The sequence below is a fragment of the Arenibacter catalasegens genome, assembly GCF_002909235.1.
GTDB classification, from domain to species: domain Bacteria; phylum Bacteroidota; class Bacteroidia; order Flavobacteriales; family Flavobacteriaceae; genus Arenibacter; species Arenibacter catalasegens.
Genome location: NZ_PHQQ01000005.1, coordinates 20,975 through 40,001 on the forward strand (window position 1 = coordinate 20,975; position 19,027 = coordinate 40,001).

A 19,027-nucleotide genomic window follows, 5' to 3' on the forward strand; every position below is an offset into this window, starting at 1 on the left:
TCAATTATAAGAGTAATTGAACCACGTACGAGAAACCCCTCTATATAAATATAACAAACATTTGTAATAAAGTCAAGTATTTATAGGGTCTCCGAATACCAATTTTAACCGTGAAAAATAATGAGGTTAAAGAAATTACATTTAAAACCAAGTACGTAAGTGGTGAGGCCTTAAAGGTTTTAACCACGTTTATTAAGAGCAAATATATTATAAAGGGTTCGACTGGAATAGGGGGAACGACCGCAGTATTTAACACTAACCATGGGAACAGGATAATTATTTCCCCCAATGTGGGAATGATTAAGGGCAAGGAACTTAAAAGGTGTGAATTTGTAAGCGACAAACAGGCGTTTATTTATTCTAAGAGTGCGGACAAGTGGGAGCAAGTTGAGGACTATTTAGTTAATAGTGAGATTCAAAGCTTAATAATAAATACCACCCCCGAACAGATATTACAATTGTACGACAATAACAGGAATCTATATAATTTGCTGATTGACATACCCATTTTCATTGATGAAATTCATTCTTATAGCGTGGACAACTCATATAGGGAAAGTGTGGGGGCATTTATGGAGCTTGTTTATAACGAATGGTTGAAACCTTTTATACTTTCAACAGCATCACCCGTGGCTAGCTTTATTGATATACCCAAGGGAATTGATATTGAGTGTATAAAGGTAAGCCGTGAAAATGAACCAACTAAACAACTCCATTACTCAACTAACCTGAAAGATGTTACCAATTTCATCGAAGCTGAAAACGCCAAGGGCAATTTGGTTGTGCTATTTACCAACGATAAAAAATATCATACGGCAAATAAGGCTAAAAAGGTTAAAAACCTTGTGGGGAATAACCTCAAAATTAAAATAGCACCTTACAAACGTACTAACAATATCAATGATTCAGATTTATTTGAATGTGATTTGTTGGTGTGTAGTTCTGCCTATTTCGCTGGGTTCGATATTCCCGTTAATTGTTCGATTTGCATAGTTAGCAACCAATCCAAGGACGCTTATAAGATTTGCGTTAATAATGTAGTGCAAGCTTATGGGCGTTGCCGTGGTGTCGTTCAAAATGCCTTATTCATAAATGGTAAAAGTAAAATTAACAACCATTACCCAACGTCTAAAAGTGAGTTGAACGGGTACTATGCGGACTATCTGAAAAAGGTTGAATATTACACTACACAATTAGAGGGCAAACAACTCCATTACCAAGTAAAGGAACATAAGCCATATATAAGCGAACAGTTATATGTTAACCGTGGGGCGTTGGTGGCTAATACCATCAATAAATTGCACGATTACCAACTTTACAATGATGAAATTTTAAGGAAAACCTTTGAGGGCTACAACTTCAATTTGATTGATTATATTGTTGTAAGTGAGTTTGATAAGGAGTTGAGCAGTTACCCATTTAAGGAGCGTTTAACGCACTTAATGAACTTGTCTGACATTGATTTGACACAAGGCTATAAATCCATTAAAAACAACTTTAAAAGCAAGGGTAACGGGGCGTTTAGTTCAAGTCTAGCTATTGAATATTTAACAGCATATTTAATTAAGGTATCCAATATGTCCGCCATGGCGGACAAACTACATAGTAAGAGGTTAAAGGTTAACGAGTTTTACAAGTCCTTTAATGTTTATCTACGTGTTAACAGCCCTACGGAACACCTCAACCACCAATTGACCAAGGCACAATATGAAAAAAGCTTTAGTCTTTACGGTAATAATCCAATTGATGGGTTGCAATACTTAATTGATGACTGGCATTACCTATATGCAATCTACAAGCTTAAAAATGGGATGTTCGATGATGCCATTCTTAGGGAGTTGGATAAGTATGAGCAGTTTCACAATTCAGACCTATATACGAGCCTTTTTAAAGATAAACCACATAGGGTAAGGAATGCAAGAAACAGCGTTATAAAGACTTGTGAGGGGCTTAATATTGAATTGGCGGACTTTGAGTTATTCAAGTTAGATGAATGTATAAACCACGGCTTTAATATGTGTGATTATTCTGGTAAGTATAACAATTATCACACCGCCAAACATAACGTTAATAAAATGGTTGAGGTTATTGGTTATATGCTTACCAACGAGGGCGTTAATTTTGAGGTTAAGGAAACTAAGAATAGGAGTTATAACCCAATTACACAACTACCAAGCGCACTAAGGCGAATAGTGCCTATTAAGTATGTCGAGATTGACATAACAAGCGCAAACCCTCAAATCGTGGATAGGATTTTAGGTAGTAATATAGGGCTTGACATTTACCAGAACTTAATGAAAAATAGGGGGGTTGAACGATATGAAGCTAAGAAGCTTTATAATACATTCCTAAATAACCATAGGGCGACGGTTAAGACCGCCACCAAGTTTTATTTAAGTTGTGGCTATCCAAACGATAAAGCCATGGATTTAGCCAAATTGACCGCCCAAGTTAAAAAGGGTAGCTTTTACGAGTCAATGACCGCTAGCGAATCGGTTATAATATTTGCTTATGAACAGTTCCTAAGTGATAATGGTATTAAGTCGCTTAGGTTTCACGATGCTGTATTAATTAAGGAAACCGATGCTAAGAAAATACACTTACCTACAGAAATGAAAAATTATAAATTTCACTTAGGCTATTTTAATAACGATGAGCAATATATAAACAAGATGAAAAACAACGAATTGATAGAAGTAAAAACTAAACCTCAACACCCCAAAAAACGAAGCTTTACCGAAATGATAGCATATTTGGAAGACCAAGTTAGGGTTGAAAAGAGGGAAGCTGAAAGAGGTTGGGTGATGGACTTATGTACTGATGCCGAGGAATGGACACCTAGTAAAACACTACAAATAATTACATTCAGTGAGGAAAGTTATAAGAGAGAGAAACAACTACACGGGGATATAGTTACACTTGGTTGGTAAACTGTTAAATATTCTTGGTGTGACATGACACCAAACTAAAAATCCTAAAAACCTTGTAAAGTACTGTAAACAAGTAATTAACCTAAATTCACTACCCCCGTCCGCACCCCGTTATTTCTATATAACAACCCCCTGCGGACGGGGGTTATTGGTACTATATAAAACGTTCATCATTGGGTTGATTTTATTAACGCCTTAACCTTTTGAACAGTTGCAAGGCTAACACCGCTTAACGCTGCCGTGTTCCTTAATGACTGTTTAGCGTTAAGGTGCCTAACCACTTGCTTATACTTACTTAGTATTTGTTGAGGTGTTTCACTACTACCCTTAATACGACCTTTATACGTTCCTTTCGCTTTCGCAATGGAAATGCCCTCCCGTTGCCTTTCAAGTATTGCAGTACGTTCCATTTCTGAAATGGAACTCATTACGCTAATGATTAGGTTAAAGACTTGGTTAGGCTTACCATCTGTACGGCTTTCAATTCCTAAGTTATCAACTTTAAGAGTAACACCGCTATCGTTGAGCCGTTGGACAGTTTGTAATATGTCCAAATTATTGCGCCCCAAACGGTCAATACTGCTAACACTGATATAATCAACCTCACCAAGTTCAACCGCTTCAATCAACTTACTACCTTGCTCACGTTCGCTAAATGGAATCGAACCGCTAACCACATCATTAAATATTAATTCGTTATCGGTTGCCTTGTTTTTTTGGCGGTCTAATTTTTGGGTTGAGCTTGAAATCCTGTTATAACGTGCCTTCATAATGTATTGCTTTAAGATGCTCAAAGATACATTTAATTTATTTAATGTACTAATATTAGGGTGGGTTTATTTAGCACACTTTAAACCTAGTGTTTGCGTTATACTAAAAAAAATAAGTATGCTAGGTTTAAAGTATAATCTAATAAAAGCACATCTGAATTAACTACCAAAAATATTTCTAATAAATCTTTAGTGAAGCTGTTCTACAAGTCGAGTATAAAGGTTATATGTAAACGATGAGAGGTAGCATTGGAATCAAAATGGCTTTGAAATGGCTTTAAAAAGTACGTAGGGGCATTTTTGGAGCGTTAGCCACTAGGTTCAACTACCCTTCATCTTTTTTACGCGAGATTGGGTGTTAAGTTTTGGAACAAAAGGAACATTTATACGCATAATGGAATAACTAGGAATTACCCCCCCCCTTGCATAGACCCTGTAAAATTACATGGTTTAGGTATTGGCATAAGGGCTCGCGGTGTATGTTGAGTATTCCGGCTATTTATTCTATTCTAATGCTCCACGAATGTATAGCTCCTCTCAAATTTCATTACGAATTAAAATCTTAGTTTTTATTCTGTACCAATTGTTTTAATTATAATCTCATTATTTTCATTAAGAGCCTTATCTATATTGCTTTTTTCTGTTTCTAATCTTTCTTTTTCTAACCGGTTGTACCAAATTGAATATAATTCTAAAACATTATTAAAATATTTTTGACCTGACAATCGTAACAAATGTGGGAGGTATATTTTTACTGAATAACAAAAGGTATTACCAATAGTCAAAAATCCAACTTTCTCATCGGCCACTCCTGACACAAAAAATATTGAAAATCCCTCAAGTCTATTGTAAACATCGAGTGTCGGTAGGTCTAATATTTTAAATCTCTCGTCTTCGTCCTTAAATATTTGCTTTGTCACCATTCCGTTCTTAGTCATAGTCACCGTAGATTTCTCAAAATATTCAATATTATTCTCCCTTATTGCCCTATCAAGGATGTTTATAAGTGGAATTATTGTAGTTAAATAATATTCGCATTTATCTGCTGCAATCTTATATGATTCACGTTTTGCATTAATAATTCTAGACTCTTTTGTGGCCAGCACCTGATTTTTAGCTTCATCGATTTGCCTAAGCCCTCTATAAGCCAAGTAGACTAGTACTGGAGCACTAATTAAATAGATTATCTCTAAAATGTTTTTAACTATCAGCATATAAATATAATTTAGTTTAAAAGTACCCTTGTCATGAAAAATGAAACAATAAATAATTATAATTATTCAATAAATTTAAAGTCTAAGATATAATAATTAACTATATCTGCAATACCCTTAAACACAAGCACGTCCATAACATTTACAGTTACGACGTTTTATTAATTGCAAGAGTATCACATAGCTTTGGAAGCTTGTATTGACTATATTTAATAAAATTTATAACATACATGAGCCTAAATTAAAAAAATGGACATTGACAATTCAAGGAGTATGGGTTGGTCTGAAGATGAGCTAAGAGCCTCTGTTCAGTCCTATTTAGAAATCCAAACTAGAACTAGACAAGGTGAAAACCCAATTAAGAAAAGGTATTATGAGAATCTATCTCAAAAGTATGGAAGGACAATTAAAGCTTATGAGTATAGAATGCAGAATATTTCTTATGTAATGCTATTGCAGGGCAGAGAGTGGATTTCTGGACTAGCCCCAATGTCAAATGTCGGAGCCAACATAGCTGAGAAACTAGAGAATATTATAGCTGACATTGAAAAACGTAACCCAAATCCAATCGTTGCTTTCGAAGCGAAAGTTAAATCCGCCATTGGAAAGATGAAATTAACTAGGCCAAATGGGAGACAAAAGCCAAACAAGAATATTTATTTAATAAATGATTACGAACGAGATTTCATGGTAAAAGCTTGGGTACTTAAGAATGCAGATGGTTGCTGTGAGTCATGTAACAAGAAGGCTCCATTTGAAACAATCGGAGGCTTACCTTATTTAGAAGTTCATCACGTTTTAAGCCTTGCAGAGGGGGGTTCTGATAAAGTTGAGAATACAGTAGCAGTTTGTCCTAATTGTCATAGAGAAGCTCACTATGGCACATTTAAAACTCAAATTAAGGATGCTTTCTATGCTAACATTAATCGACTGGTTGTTGAATAACAAAGCTATACATTATGCAATTTAAAAACTCCACATTATACAGAGTAACAGACGTCGCCCTGGTCGGTGGGGGTGCCTATCCACAACCCGGAGAAATATCGCTGTCCCATAACGGAGTTTTATTTTTGGATGAATTGCCCGAGTTTAAGAGGGGCGTATTAGAGGTCATGAGACAACCCTTGGAGGATAGGGAAGTTACCATTTCCAGGGCTAGATTTACAGTGACCTATCCCAGTAGCTTTATGTTGGTGGCCAGTATGAATCCAAGTCCCGGGGGATATTTTAACGACCCAGATGCTCCGGTTACCTCCTCACCAGCAGAGATGCAGCGCTACTTGAGCAAGATTTCTGGACCATTATTGGACCGTATCGATATTCATATAGAAGTAACCCCGGTACCTTTTGAAAAACTATCCGAAGAACGCAAAGGGGAAAGTAGTGTGGAAATTCGGAAGCGGGTTACGGCCGCTAGAGAGCTACAGACCCAACGCTTTTCGGAAATGGAGAACGTCCATTACAATGCCCAAATGAATACCAAACACATACGGAAATATTGCAAAATGGACGACCCTTCTAAAGAGCTGTTGAAAAATGCTATGGAGCGACTAAATCTTTCAGCCCGCGCCTATGACCGAATTTTGAAAGTAGCAAGAACAATAGCCGACCTGGAAAAAGCCACGGATGTTAGCGGAAATCACATTGGCGAAGCCATCCAGTACCGCAGTCTAGACCGTGAAGGCTGGTTGGGATAATGCTTACTTTCTTCTTTATAAATTTCATTGTAACCAAATAAACCATTATTCCTCTTATGAAAATCCTTTCTAAAATTCTTATTACAGCTTTCCTTTTTTTAGGAATCTCTTCAATAAGTCAAACAAAATCCTTAGCCCTTGCGAAAATTAATACCGAAGGCTTTCAGAAATCCCAGGTCATGAGTCTAATTGCGGACCTTTCAGATGTTTATGGTCCTCGATTAACAGGAACAGATCAATATTATACTGCAGCAGAATGGGCAAAGAAAACCATGGAAGATTGGGGTGTAGATAAGGTGTATTTTGAAAATTATTGTGATGATTGTATGGGTTGGGAAGTTAAATCATTTAATGTAGAAATGACAGCACCTGCTTATATGAAAATACAAGCCTATCCTTATGCATGGACGGAAAGTTCCAATGGTATGCAAATAGGTGATTTGATTTGGATTGAGAGTCATTCCGATTTGGAAAAGGTAAAAAAACAATGGAATGGGAAATTACGGGGAAAAACCATTCTGATAGGATCAGTTCCAGAACATAATATGCTATTTGATGCACTTTCAACACGGTTTACTGAAGACCAAATTGAAGAAGCTGAAAAATCAATTGTTCCTGTAATTAGCAATCCTTTGGGCCCATCTGCCGGTGATATAGATTTAATTGAAGATTTAGAAGTTATATTCGAAAGTTTTATGAGAAAGGACGATGCCTTTTTTGCATTCTTAAAGGCAGAGGGAGCTTTAAGTATTTTAGGAACTTCGCCCTTTTTTCCTGGTATTGTTCATCCAAGTGGCACTTATAATTATAAAGAAAGTCATGTAAAATCAGTACCCTATTTTGCTATTTCACCGGAAAGTTTCGGGAAATTAAAACGCTTAATAGATAGGGATATTAATCCGAAAATTAAATTCCATTTAGATTCTGAACTTTATCTAAAACCTCAAAATAATGTGAATATTATAGGGGAAATTACGGGTTCCGATTCAAAATTAAAAGACGAAGTGGTAATGATAGGCGCACATTTCGATTCTTGGCATCCTGCCTCTGGAGCAACGGATAATGGAGCAGGTTCTGCAGTAATGCTGGAAGTGATGCGAATTATTAAAGCATCTGGATTAAAACCAAAACGAACTATTAGAATTGCACTTTGGGGAGGCGAGGAGCAAGGGTATTTGGGTTCTATGGCCTATGCGGAAAATCACTACGGAAAAGTAAAGGATAATAATAGAAAAAAAGAGGTTGAAAAGATTTCAGCATATATAAATATGGACAATGGTGCTGGGCAAATGCGCGGTATATATCTACAGGGTAATGAAGCGGTAAGGCCCATTTTTGAAGAGATGTTATTTCCTTATGAGTATTTGGATGTTAATAATCTTACCATTCAAAACACCAATTTTACAGATCATGATGTTTTCGACTATTACAAAATACCTGGGTTTCAAATCATTCAAGATAAATTAAACTATGAAACAGTAACGCATCACACTAATTTGGATGCATTGGAATATGTGCCCGAACGTGACATGATGATCAATGCCACTGTAATTGCAGCGCTTGTTTATCAAATTGCAGAACGGGATGCTCGTTTACAGAGAGAGGATTAAAGGCTTCTTATTTTTATGGAGCCAACCTTTGGTGAAATCCGCCTTTTGTTTTTGAGGCCTTGATTTCATCAAAGTCAAACTACATTCATGAATCCCTCCCCTCCTTGGAGGGGATTGAGGGGTGGGTCAACTGATGAGAAAAATTATACCTTATAACCCAGATCTAGTTCCTTTTGCGAAAAAACTTCGCAACAACATGACTATGGGTGAAATTTCCTTATGGCGCGAATTAAAAAACAAAAAACTGGGAGTCAGGTTTAGTCGGCAAATACCCATCGATAATTATATAGTAGACTTCTATTGTAAAGAACTTCAACTTGCCTTGGAGGTGGATGGTTCCGTTCACTTTATAGAAGGGCAACAAGAAAAAGATACCATTCGCCAGAATCGTCTGGAATATTTGGGCGTACGCTTTATTAGATTCAGTGATTCGGATGTGAAGAACAATTTGAACGGGGTATTGGAAGAGATTAAAAAAATTATTTTGAATATTAAACCCATCCCTAACCCCTCCCAAGAGGGGAAAAAATAATACATATTATAATTCATTTTATCGGCCTGTGGGTGTAGTATTCCTAGTCTTGCGAATAGCACCGTTGAACAACATCCACTACAACTCCACCCGCTACGCAAAGTCTCCCGACTTTGTTCCATTAAAGCTAAAGCCAAGTTAACAATTGAATTTTACGAATCCAAGTAATTTCTCAAAGTAAAAGTCCGTAGATTATTGGAGTTCAAACCAATAGGTTCAAATCCCAAATATGGGTGGTAGGCAGGGTAGTGGTAGAGCCAGCACTACACTCGCACTAGCGGCGACACCAAGTAATTACTCAAGGTAATTGTTGAAAGCTGTATTTAATTATTTATAATTTCAATAGTTTGCTTCAAGTCTGCGGGCTCTTTAATTCTAATATTTATAGTTTTATAAATCCATTCGTTGCCATTACGGTCCGCTTCAATATCCATTTTACTCCTCATGGTCCTTTGGGTTTTCGAACCAGTAACATCAACCGTTATTTCCAGTGTATTGTAATCAGGTGAATAATGGTGTGTCCCTTCTAGGATTGCCAATTTGCCTAGCGGTTGTAATTTCCCTAGTAATTGAATTACTTTTTCATCTTTTTTAGCTATTTCCAATGCATTATGGCAAACTGACGATTCTGAATAGACTATAGCGATGCTCGCAATATTTCCACCTAATTTTGAAGAAAATAGTAGACCCAAAACTACAACCAAAAGGGCCATTAAAGGTATAAACCATTTCCAATTTCTTTTAAACCAACTTCTATGTTCTATTAGCTCGTTCATCTTTTTTATGGGATTCAAGAGGACACTACTATAAAATTACTGCACCACTTTTAAGGTAGAATACCCCAAACTTCCCTTTTCTAACTGAATTTGTGTTGTAATACGTTCTTTTAAAGCCCCTACGTGCGATATTACTCCAACCGATTTGTCCCCCTCATTTTGCATTTTCTCCAATATCGTAATCGCTTGATCTAGGGTTTCTGGATCTAAGGTGCCAAAACCTTCGTCTATAAAGAGCGATTCTATTTTTACGTTTCTAGCGGCAATGTCCGATAGCGCAAAGGCCATAGCCAAACTCACCAAAAAGGTCTCACCACCGGATAAGGTGCGTACAGAGCGACGGGCGTTACCCATATATTTATCAAATACTTTGAGGGTGTCGCTTTTTTCGGCTTCATCTGCCGTGGGAATATCTAGCAAATAACGATCGCTGAATTCTGAAAGTCGTTTATTGGCATAGCCAATAAGCTGCTCCAAAGTAAGATCCTGCACAAAATTCGAGAATTTATTGCCTGTGGCATCCCCAATTAAATCGTTCATGGTTTTCCAAAGCGATAGGTCTTTCTTTAGGAGTTTAATTTCTTCCTGTACTTTTTGTTGGCGCTGCTTTGCCTTTCCATCTTCTTCTAAGCTTTGGGTAATCTTTCCGATATTTACGGATAGCGCATCCCAATTTGACTTTGCTTCGTTAAATAACGTGGTTAAAGCTTCCAATGAAAGTGAAGGATCATCCTTATCCGTTAATTCGGTTAAGACTTTTATTAAGGAGCTTTCTTTTTCTGATATTCTAGTGCTTAGTTCTTTAAGTTCATTCTCACGTTTTCTAATCTTACTGGCACGCTCTTCTGGAAGTATAGCCGAACGTAGGGCTTGTATGTTTTCTAAATTTTCATTTGAAACAATACTAGACAACTCCTCTTCTTTTTTTGATTTTTGAGCCGAATTTACTTTTAGTTTTTCAGCAGAGTCTTTTATCTGATCTACAAGAGATGTAATACTTGAAACGGAACGCGTAATGGATGTCGATAAAATATTCACCTTTCCATTAATATCTGGCCCGTCATAAAGGGTAGTGCGTTCTTGTTTTAAACTGTTATAAGTGGTCAACGCCAACTCCCATTGCTTTAAACTCTCTTCCAAATCTTTTAAAATGGATACTGCCTGAAATGCTTGTTTCGACTTTTCCATTTTTTGAATACGGAGGTTTAAATCGAGTCGATGGGTTTTTAGGGTTTCTAAATCCTCCTTATAATCCCACTTTAGATGCTCGGCATGTTTGGTGAGTGTTTCTAATTGCTGGGCCTCCTCTTCTTTAAGGGTTGTTATAGCGGTATTAAAGTCGCTTATTTCCTTTGTCTGGAATCTATTTTTTGCTCTTAAGGAGATGAGATAGTCCGACTTTGTTTGAAGCGATTTCTTCTTTTCTTTAACTAGTTCTTCCTTAGTGTCAAAATGAGGTGTTTCGGACGCATAGGGATGATGTACGGAGCCGCAAAGGGGGCAAGGCTGCTCTGGATCCAATTGCAAGCGATATTCCTCCAAACTTTGATGCTTGCGTTGTTGCGCTAAGGCTTTTTCCAGATTTTCTACCTCCTTTGTACCTTGTAGTACCTCTTTATCTAATGATGTTATCGTATTCGCATCCTTTACCAACTGCTCTTTGGCATCTTTTAGTTTTCCAACTTGGGTTTCATGGTTTTTTTGAACTTTTACAAATTGTTCTTTACAAGCGAGTAGTTCCCCAGCCTTTTCATTTAAATGGCGGTAATTATCCAATTCCGAATTCAAGTTCTCCAGAGAATTAGCACCAGAAAGTTGTATGGTTTCCTGAACGGTTTTACGGTTTACGTCAACTTTTGGTTTAAAAAGTTCGGGTTGGTCTGCCATGGGTAATGCATACCCCAATTGATTTATATTCTTAACATAGCCATTGAGTTGACTTAAGAATAACGAAGCCTCACTTTCTTTCTTTTTCTCCTCCGCTTGAAGTTGAATAATATTATTTCGGAAAGTGTCTAGTTTGTCATTGGCCGTTTTAACATCCACTTTTTCTTTAAGGAACTTTTCGGCTGCCTCTAAATAAGATTTTAGTTGGTTATCTACTTCCGATTTAGATTTTTCGAGTCGATCGTTATCCTCCTTAAGTTGACTCCCTTGCTTGCTTACAACATCGTAATCTGCCAAGATTACACCATATTTCGCTAGTTTATTGTGCAGTTCCAATTGGCCTTTAAAAGGGTTGAAAATATCCCAATCCTTTTTTAATTGAAGCTGTTGTGCTTGCAGTTCTTTCTGTTCACCTTGTTTTTGCTGAAGCTCCTTTCTGTTGGTTATTTTTTCTGATGCAGTTTGATAGGCCTTTTCTGTTTTGGGCTTTGATTCGGTCAGTGATTTAAATTCGGTTTTCTTTTCCGCAATTTGCTCAGCGGTTAGCAGCTCAATAGTCTCAAGGCCCGCTTCTTTTAATTCTATATTCTTTTCAACTTTCTTATAGCGGAAATAGACTGCCCTTCCTATTTCACGATAGGAGCGAGCCCCAGTAATATCTTCCAATAACTTATTGCGTTCGTTTCTCGGGGCCTGCAATAACTTACTGAATTCTCCTTGCGACAGGACCATGGCTTTTACAAACTGCTCATAGCTAAGGCCAATGATTTCCTGGTTTTTATCGGGCGTCTTGGTGCCAGCTTCAAGGATTTCATCGGTAGCTACTTCCACCAATTCCTGTTTACGGGCGTTTAAATTGTTGTTCCTATTGCGTTCTATAGACCAGTGGCTGCGATAATCCTTACCATTAACGCGATATTCTACCTCGGCATAGCAATGTCTCATATTGCGGGTCATAATGCCGCCATCGTCCTCTAAAATAGAATTACTTACCGCCTTGTCTACTCTGGCAATCCTATTGTAAAGCGCAAGTGTTATTACATCCAGTAAGGTGGACTTACCAGCACCAGTTGGCCCGGTAATGGCGAAAAGTCCAGCTTCTGCCAGGATACCATCTCCAAAATTTACCTCATGCTCTCCTTTTAAAGAGTGTATGTTTTCAAATCTAATTTTTAGAATTTTCATGGATTATAATTTCAATTCTTCCAAGATTTCACGAAAGGCATTCTTTAATTCCGCTGTGTTTTCCATGTCGCTCTGTAGCTCCAATTTTTTTTCGAACATCTGCATAGGGGTTACATCGGCTACATCGGTACCTACTGCAAAGGCATCACTGGCGCCACGGATTAGATTTTTAAAAATGAGTCGCGATTTTACAATTTCGATATTCGCATTGGGTTGGGAATTGGTAAGCGCATCAAAAGCTTGCCGCCGCTCCAAACTCTCACTTTCCTCATTTACTATAATCTCGGCCAAGGATGTTAAAGCGGTTTCTTCGAAATAGGCATTTAATTTGTCTTCTACTTCCTGCAGACTCCCCTCAAAAGTCACCAGGTTCCTATGCTTGGGAATAGGAACGATGGCTACCTGGCTAATTTTATTATTTTCTACTGTAATTACATTTATTTGCTTACAATCCTCTTTTTCAGAAAAGCTCAAGGGAATTGGAGAACCGCAATAATGGATGTTTTGCGCTTCGGAAACAACTTGCGGTTTGTGGATATGACCAAGTGCCACATAATGGGGGATTTCCCCAAACATATTGGCCTCTACACCGGCTTGGTTACCGATCTGTATATCGCGCTCGCTCTCGGAAAGTTCGCTGCCCTGCACATATAAATGTCCCATTAAAATAAACACCTGATCCGCATGGTGCTGGCTGTAGTATTCATTTACATTTGAAAAATAAGTCCGCAAGCCCGACTTTATCTGTTCAATTTTAGTCGCGTAACTTTCCCCTGCGACGGACTTGCGGATATCGCGATCCTTGAGGAAAGGAATGGCAGCCACCACTAATTTTTCGTTGTTTTTTTCTACAGTTACAAACATGTCGCCCACCTCTTCCATCGCGCCGCCAATTACGCTGATATCAAATGCCTTTAGCAGTTCGGCCGGTGCGTTTAGTACCGTTGCGGAATCGTGGTTTCCACCGGTGAGAATAATTTTGCAATCTAGGTTTATAAGATTTTTCAATAGATCGTAATACTGCTTATAGGCTGCTTGGGAAGGGTTTGCCTGATCAAAAATATCGCCTGACACCAACAATACATCTATATTTTCAGATTTGATATAGGCTATCAGCCATGTGAAAAACAACTCAAGATCCTCAGAAAGGTCATATTTAAGAAGCTGTTTCCCGATATGCCAGTCGGAAGTATGAAGGATTTTCATGCAAATGGTTTATTTAAGATAGTAAAATTACAAGAAAATAATCCATGGCGGAATACATAGCGCTTCTAGTAAGCTATTATTTTCTTTTATTCAATTCAGATGTAATTAAAACAACCAATTCTTCAAATCCTATTTTCATTGCATTGCTAGCTATTTGAAATGGCAGGCTTGCACTTTACTGTCTCTTACTTAAGGGCCAGGCCATAAAGCAATAGAACTCATTCGCTGGCGCGAGCGTCAAGCTCGTGCCCATAATCGTGCTAATCATTTATAATGGCAACCATATTAAATTACCATTATCAAAAGGATATAGTTTTTCATTATATTTAATAGTTGTAAATCGTTAAAAAGAGTTTGTATGAGGTCACTTTTAAATTGCTTTTTAATTTCCCTCTTACTGCTTTCATGTTCATCCACTAAAAAGACCAACAATTTTTATATCATAAATCAACCAGCAGAGTTCGAATCCCAAGAAGCTATTTGGTTAATATGGCCATCAACAGATCATAAAGAAGGAGAATCTGTTGAAAAAGTAACCTTGGCGATTATTGAAGCTCTAATAGGAGATATAGACCTGGTAATCACTTGTAAGAATAAAGAACTTTTGGCCCATGCAAAAGCAACTCTAATCAATCATTTTGGCGAACTGCCTAAACTTAAACTTCTAGAAATCCCGTCATTTGAGATCTGGGCAAGGGACATGGGGCCCATATTCGTAGAAACAAATCAAAATACCCCAGCTATTGCAGACTTCAATTTTAATTCTTGGGGGTATTCAGATACCTTGGATATTGATACCAAAACAGAGGAAATGTATGATGTAAGGGTAGCTGAACAATTTAATCTGCCCGTGATTACGAGTGCCATGATCAGTGAGGGCGGAAATAGAGAGGTAAATGGAAAAGGTACACTAATCACCACAGAAGCAGTGGAGCTGGACAGAAATCCGAATATGACCAAAGAAGCCATGGAGCTGGAATACAAAAGGCTATTAGGGGTGCAAAAAATCATCTGGTTAAAACAAGGCCTGGTAGAAGATAATCATACCTTCCTTGGGCCAATAACAACCTCGGAAGGACCTAAGGCCTATACCGTAGTCACTACAAATGGTCATATTGATGAATTTGCTCGGTTTGTAAATGATTCCACCATCCTTATGGCAAAGGTAGATAGCGTGGAATTTAACGATCCCATTGCTTTCGAAAACCACAAACGCATGGAGGAGAATTACCGAATATTGTCTGAAGCCACCGATCAGGAAGGCAAACCATTTACCATTATTAGAATGCCATTACCAGGAACTATTTTTTCAACAATGAGCCCGGGAGACTATGTATATGATTATATTAAAACTCTGGACTATAGGGATGGAAGTACATTCCCTAATGGAGATACCATAACAGTCATGGCCGCGCTTAGCTATCTAAATTTCATTATAACGAATAAGGTTGTTGTTGGACAGACTTGCTGGAGAGAAGGTATGCCAAATGAATTGAAACTAAAAGACGAAAAGGCCTCTCAAATTTTGCAATCCGTTTTTCCCGAACGAAGGGTAATCATGATCGATGCCTTTGCTGTTAATTTGGGTGGTGGTGGAATTCATTGCATCAGCATGCACCAGCCAACCTTCCCAAAATATAAAAATTAAAATTGTTGCGAAAAAAAAGGTTCAATAGGGCAGACGTAATTATACTTCGGCTTGAACTGGCAGGGGCGCCCATTGCTGTTACTAGCGGAGGAAAGCTTGGCTCATCCAGACAGGGAATTTAATAGCGTTGTTTTATGTAAAGTGTAGCAAAACAGATTTTTATTTAGAATATGCCCCTGAAGAATATGTCAATTCATAACTATGCGTGTAGATTTCAAACACAATACCGAATGGGTCTTCAACATAACACATTTTAAAAGGCTTATCGTTAGGGTAATATTCTCTAATAGGCATTCTTTGCTTGCCTCCATAGGACAAAATTTTATCGATGAGCTCTTCAATATTTGGGTCTTGTACACAAAAATGAAAGAGTCCAGTATTGAAAGGATTAAATTCAGGAGCTTCTTTTATTCCGTTCGGAAAAGAAAATAATTCAATTCCAATACCGTCTGAAGTTGCTAAATGAGCAATTTCAAATTCAGTCCAGTCGTCTCCGAAAACATCAATGCACATTTGACCAATAGCAGTTTCTTTTTCCTTTTTTACTTTTGATGGTTCCATAATTACGTACCAGCCCATTACTTCTGAATAGAATTTTACGGCTTCCTTTATATTTGGAACCGTTATTCCAATATGCGAAAATGATTTAGGGTAATCTTTAATAGGAGCCATAAGTTCTAATTTAGATTGCAAAATTAGGCTATATTTACCTAGTAGGCAATAACTTACCAAAAAGTAGTATAGTTACCAAAACGAGTAGAATACTGATTATCAATAATATAAAATTATCATTTTGAATAAAGATAATAGTTGTCCGTTACATTATACAATGAATTTAATAGGTACAAAATGGAAACCTTTAATTTTATTTCATTTATTGGAAGGCGATTTGCGTTCAGGAATATTGCAAAAGAAAATTCCAGGAATTTCAAATAAAATGTTTACTCAAACCGTAAGAGAGCTAGAAAAAGATGGCCTTGTTTCCAGAAAAGTTTTCCCTGTAGTTCCCCCTAAAGTGGAATACGCATTAAGTACTAGGGGGAAATCACTTGAGACTATTTTAAGAAGTTTGGATAAATGGGGTTCGGAAGATTTTCCTAAATAATTACATAGATTCGATTTCAAACTTTTTGGGAAAGGCCCTAACCCTGTTAGTGCTGGTATAATACTTTAAACAGCTAATTTTCAAGATTGAAATAAACCTATATTTGAAGCTATTATTTTACATTAAATACTTCTTACTTAATGCTACCTTCCCTTTAAAAACTGACATAAAACAATGAACAGAATATTCTTGATATTAATGATCGCAACCCTTTATTCCTGCGGTAGCGCCAAATACAATTACTTTTACGACACCGGAAAGCAATTGGACTTTAGCCAAGGAAAATGGATACTGAACAGCACTAAATCCAATTCCAGAGTATTCGATACTGAACTTTACGACACTTCATTGAAAGAGTTTAAAAAAATTCTGGGCGACTCCTTAATAGAAATAAACAATTTGAGAAGTACGAAACTAGTGGCTCCAAAAATTAAGTTCGAGCTATCAGAAATGGATTTAAAAGAATTAAAAAGAGATACGGACTGTGATTACATCATCAATATTGGGGGAAATGTAATCAGTGATGGCCTAGGTTCCTTGTCATTTCCAGATCAAAATGAAAATTTAAGCAATAGGGCATCTGTTTCAATAACCATATATGACTTAAATGCCAGAGCACTTATATCCTCTTCCCAAGTTTATGGAAAAATTGAAGATCAGGAATCGGTATTTCCAAGAGAGAACAATGGTCTTCCTTCCATAAATCCCAGTTCCCATATGATAATGCTAAAAGGCGCCAGGAAACTTATCCAAAAATATGGGAAGAACCAACTAGACTATTAGAAAAATGGGGTAGGCTGGGTAATTACGCTAAATTGAAGAACCCTTCCTAAATAACCTAGGCAGTTATAATAATTATCTAGTGATTTATGGAATTTTAAATCTCCTCCTTAGTAGGGAAAGGAAAGTCTTGCAATACGCCAATTAATGGAGTTCAAATTTAGGGTAGTGCCGAAATTGTTGGTACTAGTTAACACTCACGCCAAGAGGTTGTTCTTACTTACAGCGGCTGGTCTGCACTTTTATCTGCATGCAAGGCAATTTCAGCAGTCTTGTCCTCGAAAATGTCGTTTACTATTTTGTACAGGTCAGGAATTACATTTTTGGCAATTTTGCTATTGTTGCTCAACAATACACAGATACCTAGTTCGGTTTCGGGATAGATGGCAATTTCATTTCTGTAATTGTTTACACTTCCACCGTGATGCCAAATGGTCTTTTCATTTTTTGAACCGTTCTCCACAAATTTATGGATCCGCCATCCAAAAGCGTAGTAGGAGGTGGTATGTCCCGGCCAACGTTGGTAATACTTGCTTTCCCCTTTAATTTCTATAAACGGGGTAAAAGTTTCCGCCAAGGCATTTTTGGTCATCAACTCTGGGTTATAACCTAATAAAAATCGCATCCATTTGCCCATATCAACGGCGCTGGCGCTAATACCTCCGGCTGCAATAGCATTGTAATAATTGTCCGAAAGTGGCAAGGTTTTCCAGCTATTTCGTCTTTTGGTATGCGGCATGGCCACATTTTCCATATGTGAGAGGGCTTCATAATCCATAGTAGTGGAACACATGCCCAAAGGGTTAAAAAAAGTATTTGTCAAAACCGTACCGATGTCCTGTCCGGTTACTTTATGAATCATTTCTCCACAAAGGGCGAACATGGCGTTTTGATAACTGTACATTAATCCTGGTTCACTTATCGGAGTAACTGCCTTAAAGCGTTTGGCAATATCCTGTAACGGTAGCCCAGCCTCAACAAGATTGGTGTAACTGTGGTAAGGCGTACCAGAGGTGTGTGACAAAATATTAGCCAGCGTAATTTTATTGGTGTTATTCTTGTCGCCAAATCGAAACTCCGGAATAAAATCGCTGACCTTATCTTCCCAATGTAATTTGCCTTCATCCTTTAATTCTGTTGCCAATACCCCTGCAAATCCTTTGGATAACGATCCCAATCTAAATATAGTTCCGCCATCCACAGCTGCATCAGAATTTATTTTTCTTTTACCATAGCCCTCAGATATTACAACGGAATCCTTTTGTACAATGCTAACTCCTGCACCAACAATATCACCCTCAGCAATTGCTTTTTCAAAGTAGGCCTTTATTGCGACCCCCAATTCCTCCTGATGTTTTTTATAGAGTAGTGTTCCTTGACTATCTAATACATCCTTTTGTTTGTAAATGGTGGAAATAGCCACCTCGGAATTAGGTTTTTCTTCAGGCTTAAAAGCACCGAATATAAGGGCAAATAGGGATAGGATTACAAGTGAAGCTCCTATTAATACTTTGCTTCTCTTCATTGGGGTGAAATTTAATTTAGGATAAGACGCCTTAAATATAGGACGATATACTTAAATAACGGTTAAAATGCGCAATTTCTTATACCAGTCCTATTATTTAACACCTTTCTACCCAATAGTGGAAAAGTCGCTACTTGCATAATAACCATCCTAAAATGCTCG

14 protein-coding genes and 1 pseudogene are annotated in these 19,027 nt (G+C 37.5%); 8 read left to right on the forward strand and 7 right to left on the reverse strand.

Going from position 1 to position 19,027, the window contains the following annotated elements; translation table 11 throughout:
• Positions 1–110 precede the first annotated feature (110 nt).
• Positions 111–2,930 carry a hypothetical protein gene (locus tag CWD90_RS05660; protein ID WP_103474969.1) on the forward strand — a complete coding sequence of 940 codons (2,820 nt, stop codon included), beginning with the start codon at positions 111–113 and terminating at the stop codon, positions 2,928–2,930.
• Positions 2,931–3,100: 170 nt separating this feature from the next.
• Here the strand turns inward: CWD90_RS05660 and CWD90_RS05665 are convergent, their stop codons facing one another.
• Positions 3,101–3,700, reverse strand: a complete 600-nt coding sequence (locus CWD90_RS05665; protein WP_103474970.1) for a recombinase family protein — start codon at positions 3,698–3,700, stop codon at positions 3,101–3,103.
• A 569-nt stretch (positions 3,701–4,269) separates the two neighbouring features.
• A complete protein-coding gene (locus CWD90_RS05670) occupies positions 4,270–4,914 on the reverse strand; it encodes a hypothetical protein (RefSeq protein ID WP_103474971.1) in 645 nt (214 codons plus the stop codon).
• 249 nt (positions 4,915–5,163) lie between these two features.
• On the opposite strand from CWD90_RS05670, the gene CWD90_RS05675 reads away from it, so the two are divergent.
• The 4 genes and pseudogenes from CWD90_RS05675 to CWD90_RS05690 all read left to right on the forward strand — a co-directional run bounded on the left by CWD90_RS05675 (position 5,164) and on the right by CWD90_RS05690 (position 8,753).
• The gene (locus tag CWD90_RS05675; protein WP_205161211.1) at positions 5,164–5,859 is read left to right on the forward strand and encodes an HNH endonuclease; all 696 of its coding nucleotides are present in this window, start codon (positions 5,164–5,166) and stop codon (positions 5,857–5,859) included.
• Between the two features lie 24 nt (positions 5,860–5,883).
• Positions 5,884–6,611, forward strand: a pseudogene (locus tag CWD90_RS05680) (YifB family Mg chelatase-like AAA ATPase); the annotation flags it as partial.
• A 56-nt stretch (positions 6,612–6,667) separates the two neighbouring features.
• Positions 6,668–8,221, forward strand: a complete 1,554-nt coding sequence (locus CWD90_RS05685) for a M20/M25/M40 family metallo-hydrolase (RefSeq protein ID WP_103474972.1) — start codon at positions 6,668–6,670, stop codon at positions 8,219–8,221.
• A gap of 133 nt (positions 8,222–8,354) precedes the next feature.
• Complete coding sequence (locus CWD90_RS05690) at positions 8,355–8,753, forward strand: endonuclease domain-containing protein (RefSeq protein WP_103474973.1); 399 nt, start codon at positions 8,355–8,357, stop codon at positions 8,751–8,753.
• A 323-nt stretch (positions 8,754–9,076) separates the two neighbouring features.
• Here CWD90_RS05690 and CWD90_RS05695 read toward each other — a convergent pair whose 3' ends face one another.
• Genes CWD90_RS05695 through CWD90_RS05705 form a run of 3 tightly spaced genes read right to left on the reverse strand, consistent with a single transcriptional unit; the run spans position 9,077 to position 13,807 of the window.
• Positions 9,077–9,529 (reverse strand): cytochrome c oxidase assembly factor Coa1 family protein, encoded by a 453-nt coding sequence (locus CWD90_RS05695; protein WP_103474974.1) that lies wholly within the window; start codon positions 9,527–9,529, stop codon positions 9,077–9,079.
• A 36-nt stretch (positions 9,530–9,565) separates the two neighbouring features.
• A complete protein-coding gene (locus CWD90_RS05700) occupies positions 9,566–12,601 on the reverse strand; it encodes an AAA family ATPase (protein WP_103474975.1) in 3,036 nt (1,011 codons plus the stop codon).
• A 3-nt stretch (positions 12,602–12,604) separates the two neighbouring features.
• Positions 12,605–13,807, reverse strand: coding sequence for an exonuclease SbcCD subunit D (locus tag CWD90_RS05705; protein ID WP_103474976.1), 1,203 nt, complete (start codon positions 13,805–13,807; stop codon positions 12,605–12,607).
• Positions 13,808–14,165: 358 nt separating this feature from the next.
• Between CWD90_RS05705 and CWD90_RS05710 the strand changes: the two genes are divergently transcribed.
• Entirely contained in the window at positions 14,166–15,455 is a 1,290-nt protein-coding gene (locus tag CWD90_RS05710) for an agmatine deiminase family protein (protein WP_103474977.1), read from the forward strand.
• Between the two features lie 159 nt (positions 15,456–15,614).
• On the opposite strand, the gene CWD90_RS05715 is transcribed toward CWD90_RS05710, so the two are convergent.
• On the reverse strand, positions 15,615–16,127 hold the full coding sequence (locus tag CWD90_RS05715; RefSeq protein WP_103474978.1) for a VOC family protein: 513 nt from the start codon (positions 16,125–16,127) through the stop codon (positions 15,615–15,617).
• Between the two features lie 157 nt (positions 16,128–16,284).
• Here CWD90_RS05715 and CWD90_RS05720 point away from each other — a divergent pair, with 157 nt between their 5' ends.
• Together CWD90_RS05720 and CWD90_RS05725 are read left to right on the forward strand one after the other, a co-directional pair.
• A complete protein-coding gene (locus tag CWD90_RS05720) occupies positions 16,285–16,560 on the forward strand; it encodes a winged helix-turn-helix transcriptional regulator (protein ID WP_103474979.1) in 276 nt (91 codons plus the stop codon).
• Between the two features lie 174 nt (positions 16,561–16,734).
• Positions 16,735–17,343, forward strand: coding sequence for a hypothetical protein (locus tag CWD90_RS05725; RefSeq protein ID WP_103474980.1), 609 nt, complete (start codon positions 16,735–16,737; stop codon positions 17,341–17,343).
• A gap of 217 nt (positions 17,344–17,560) precedes the next feature.
• Here CWD90_RS05725 and CWD90_RS05730 read toward each other — a convergent pair whose 3' ends face one another.
• Positions 17,561–18,865 carry a serine hydrolase domain-containing protein gene (locus CWD90_RS05730; protein ID WP_103474981.1) on the reverse strand — a complete coding sequence of 435 codons (1,305 nt, stop codon included), beginning with the start codon at positions 18,863–18,865 and terminating at the stop codon, positions 17,561–17,563.
• Positions 18,866–19,027 lie beyond the last annotated feature (162 nt).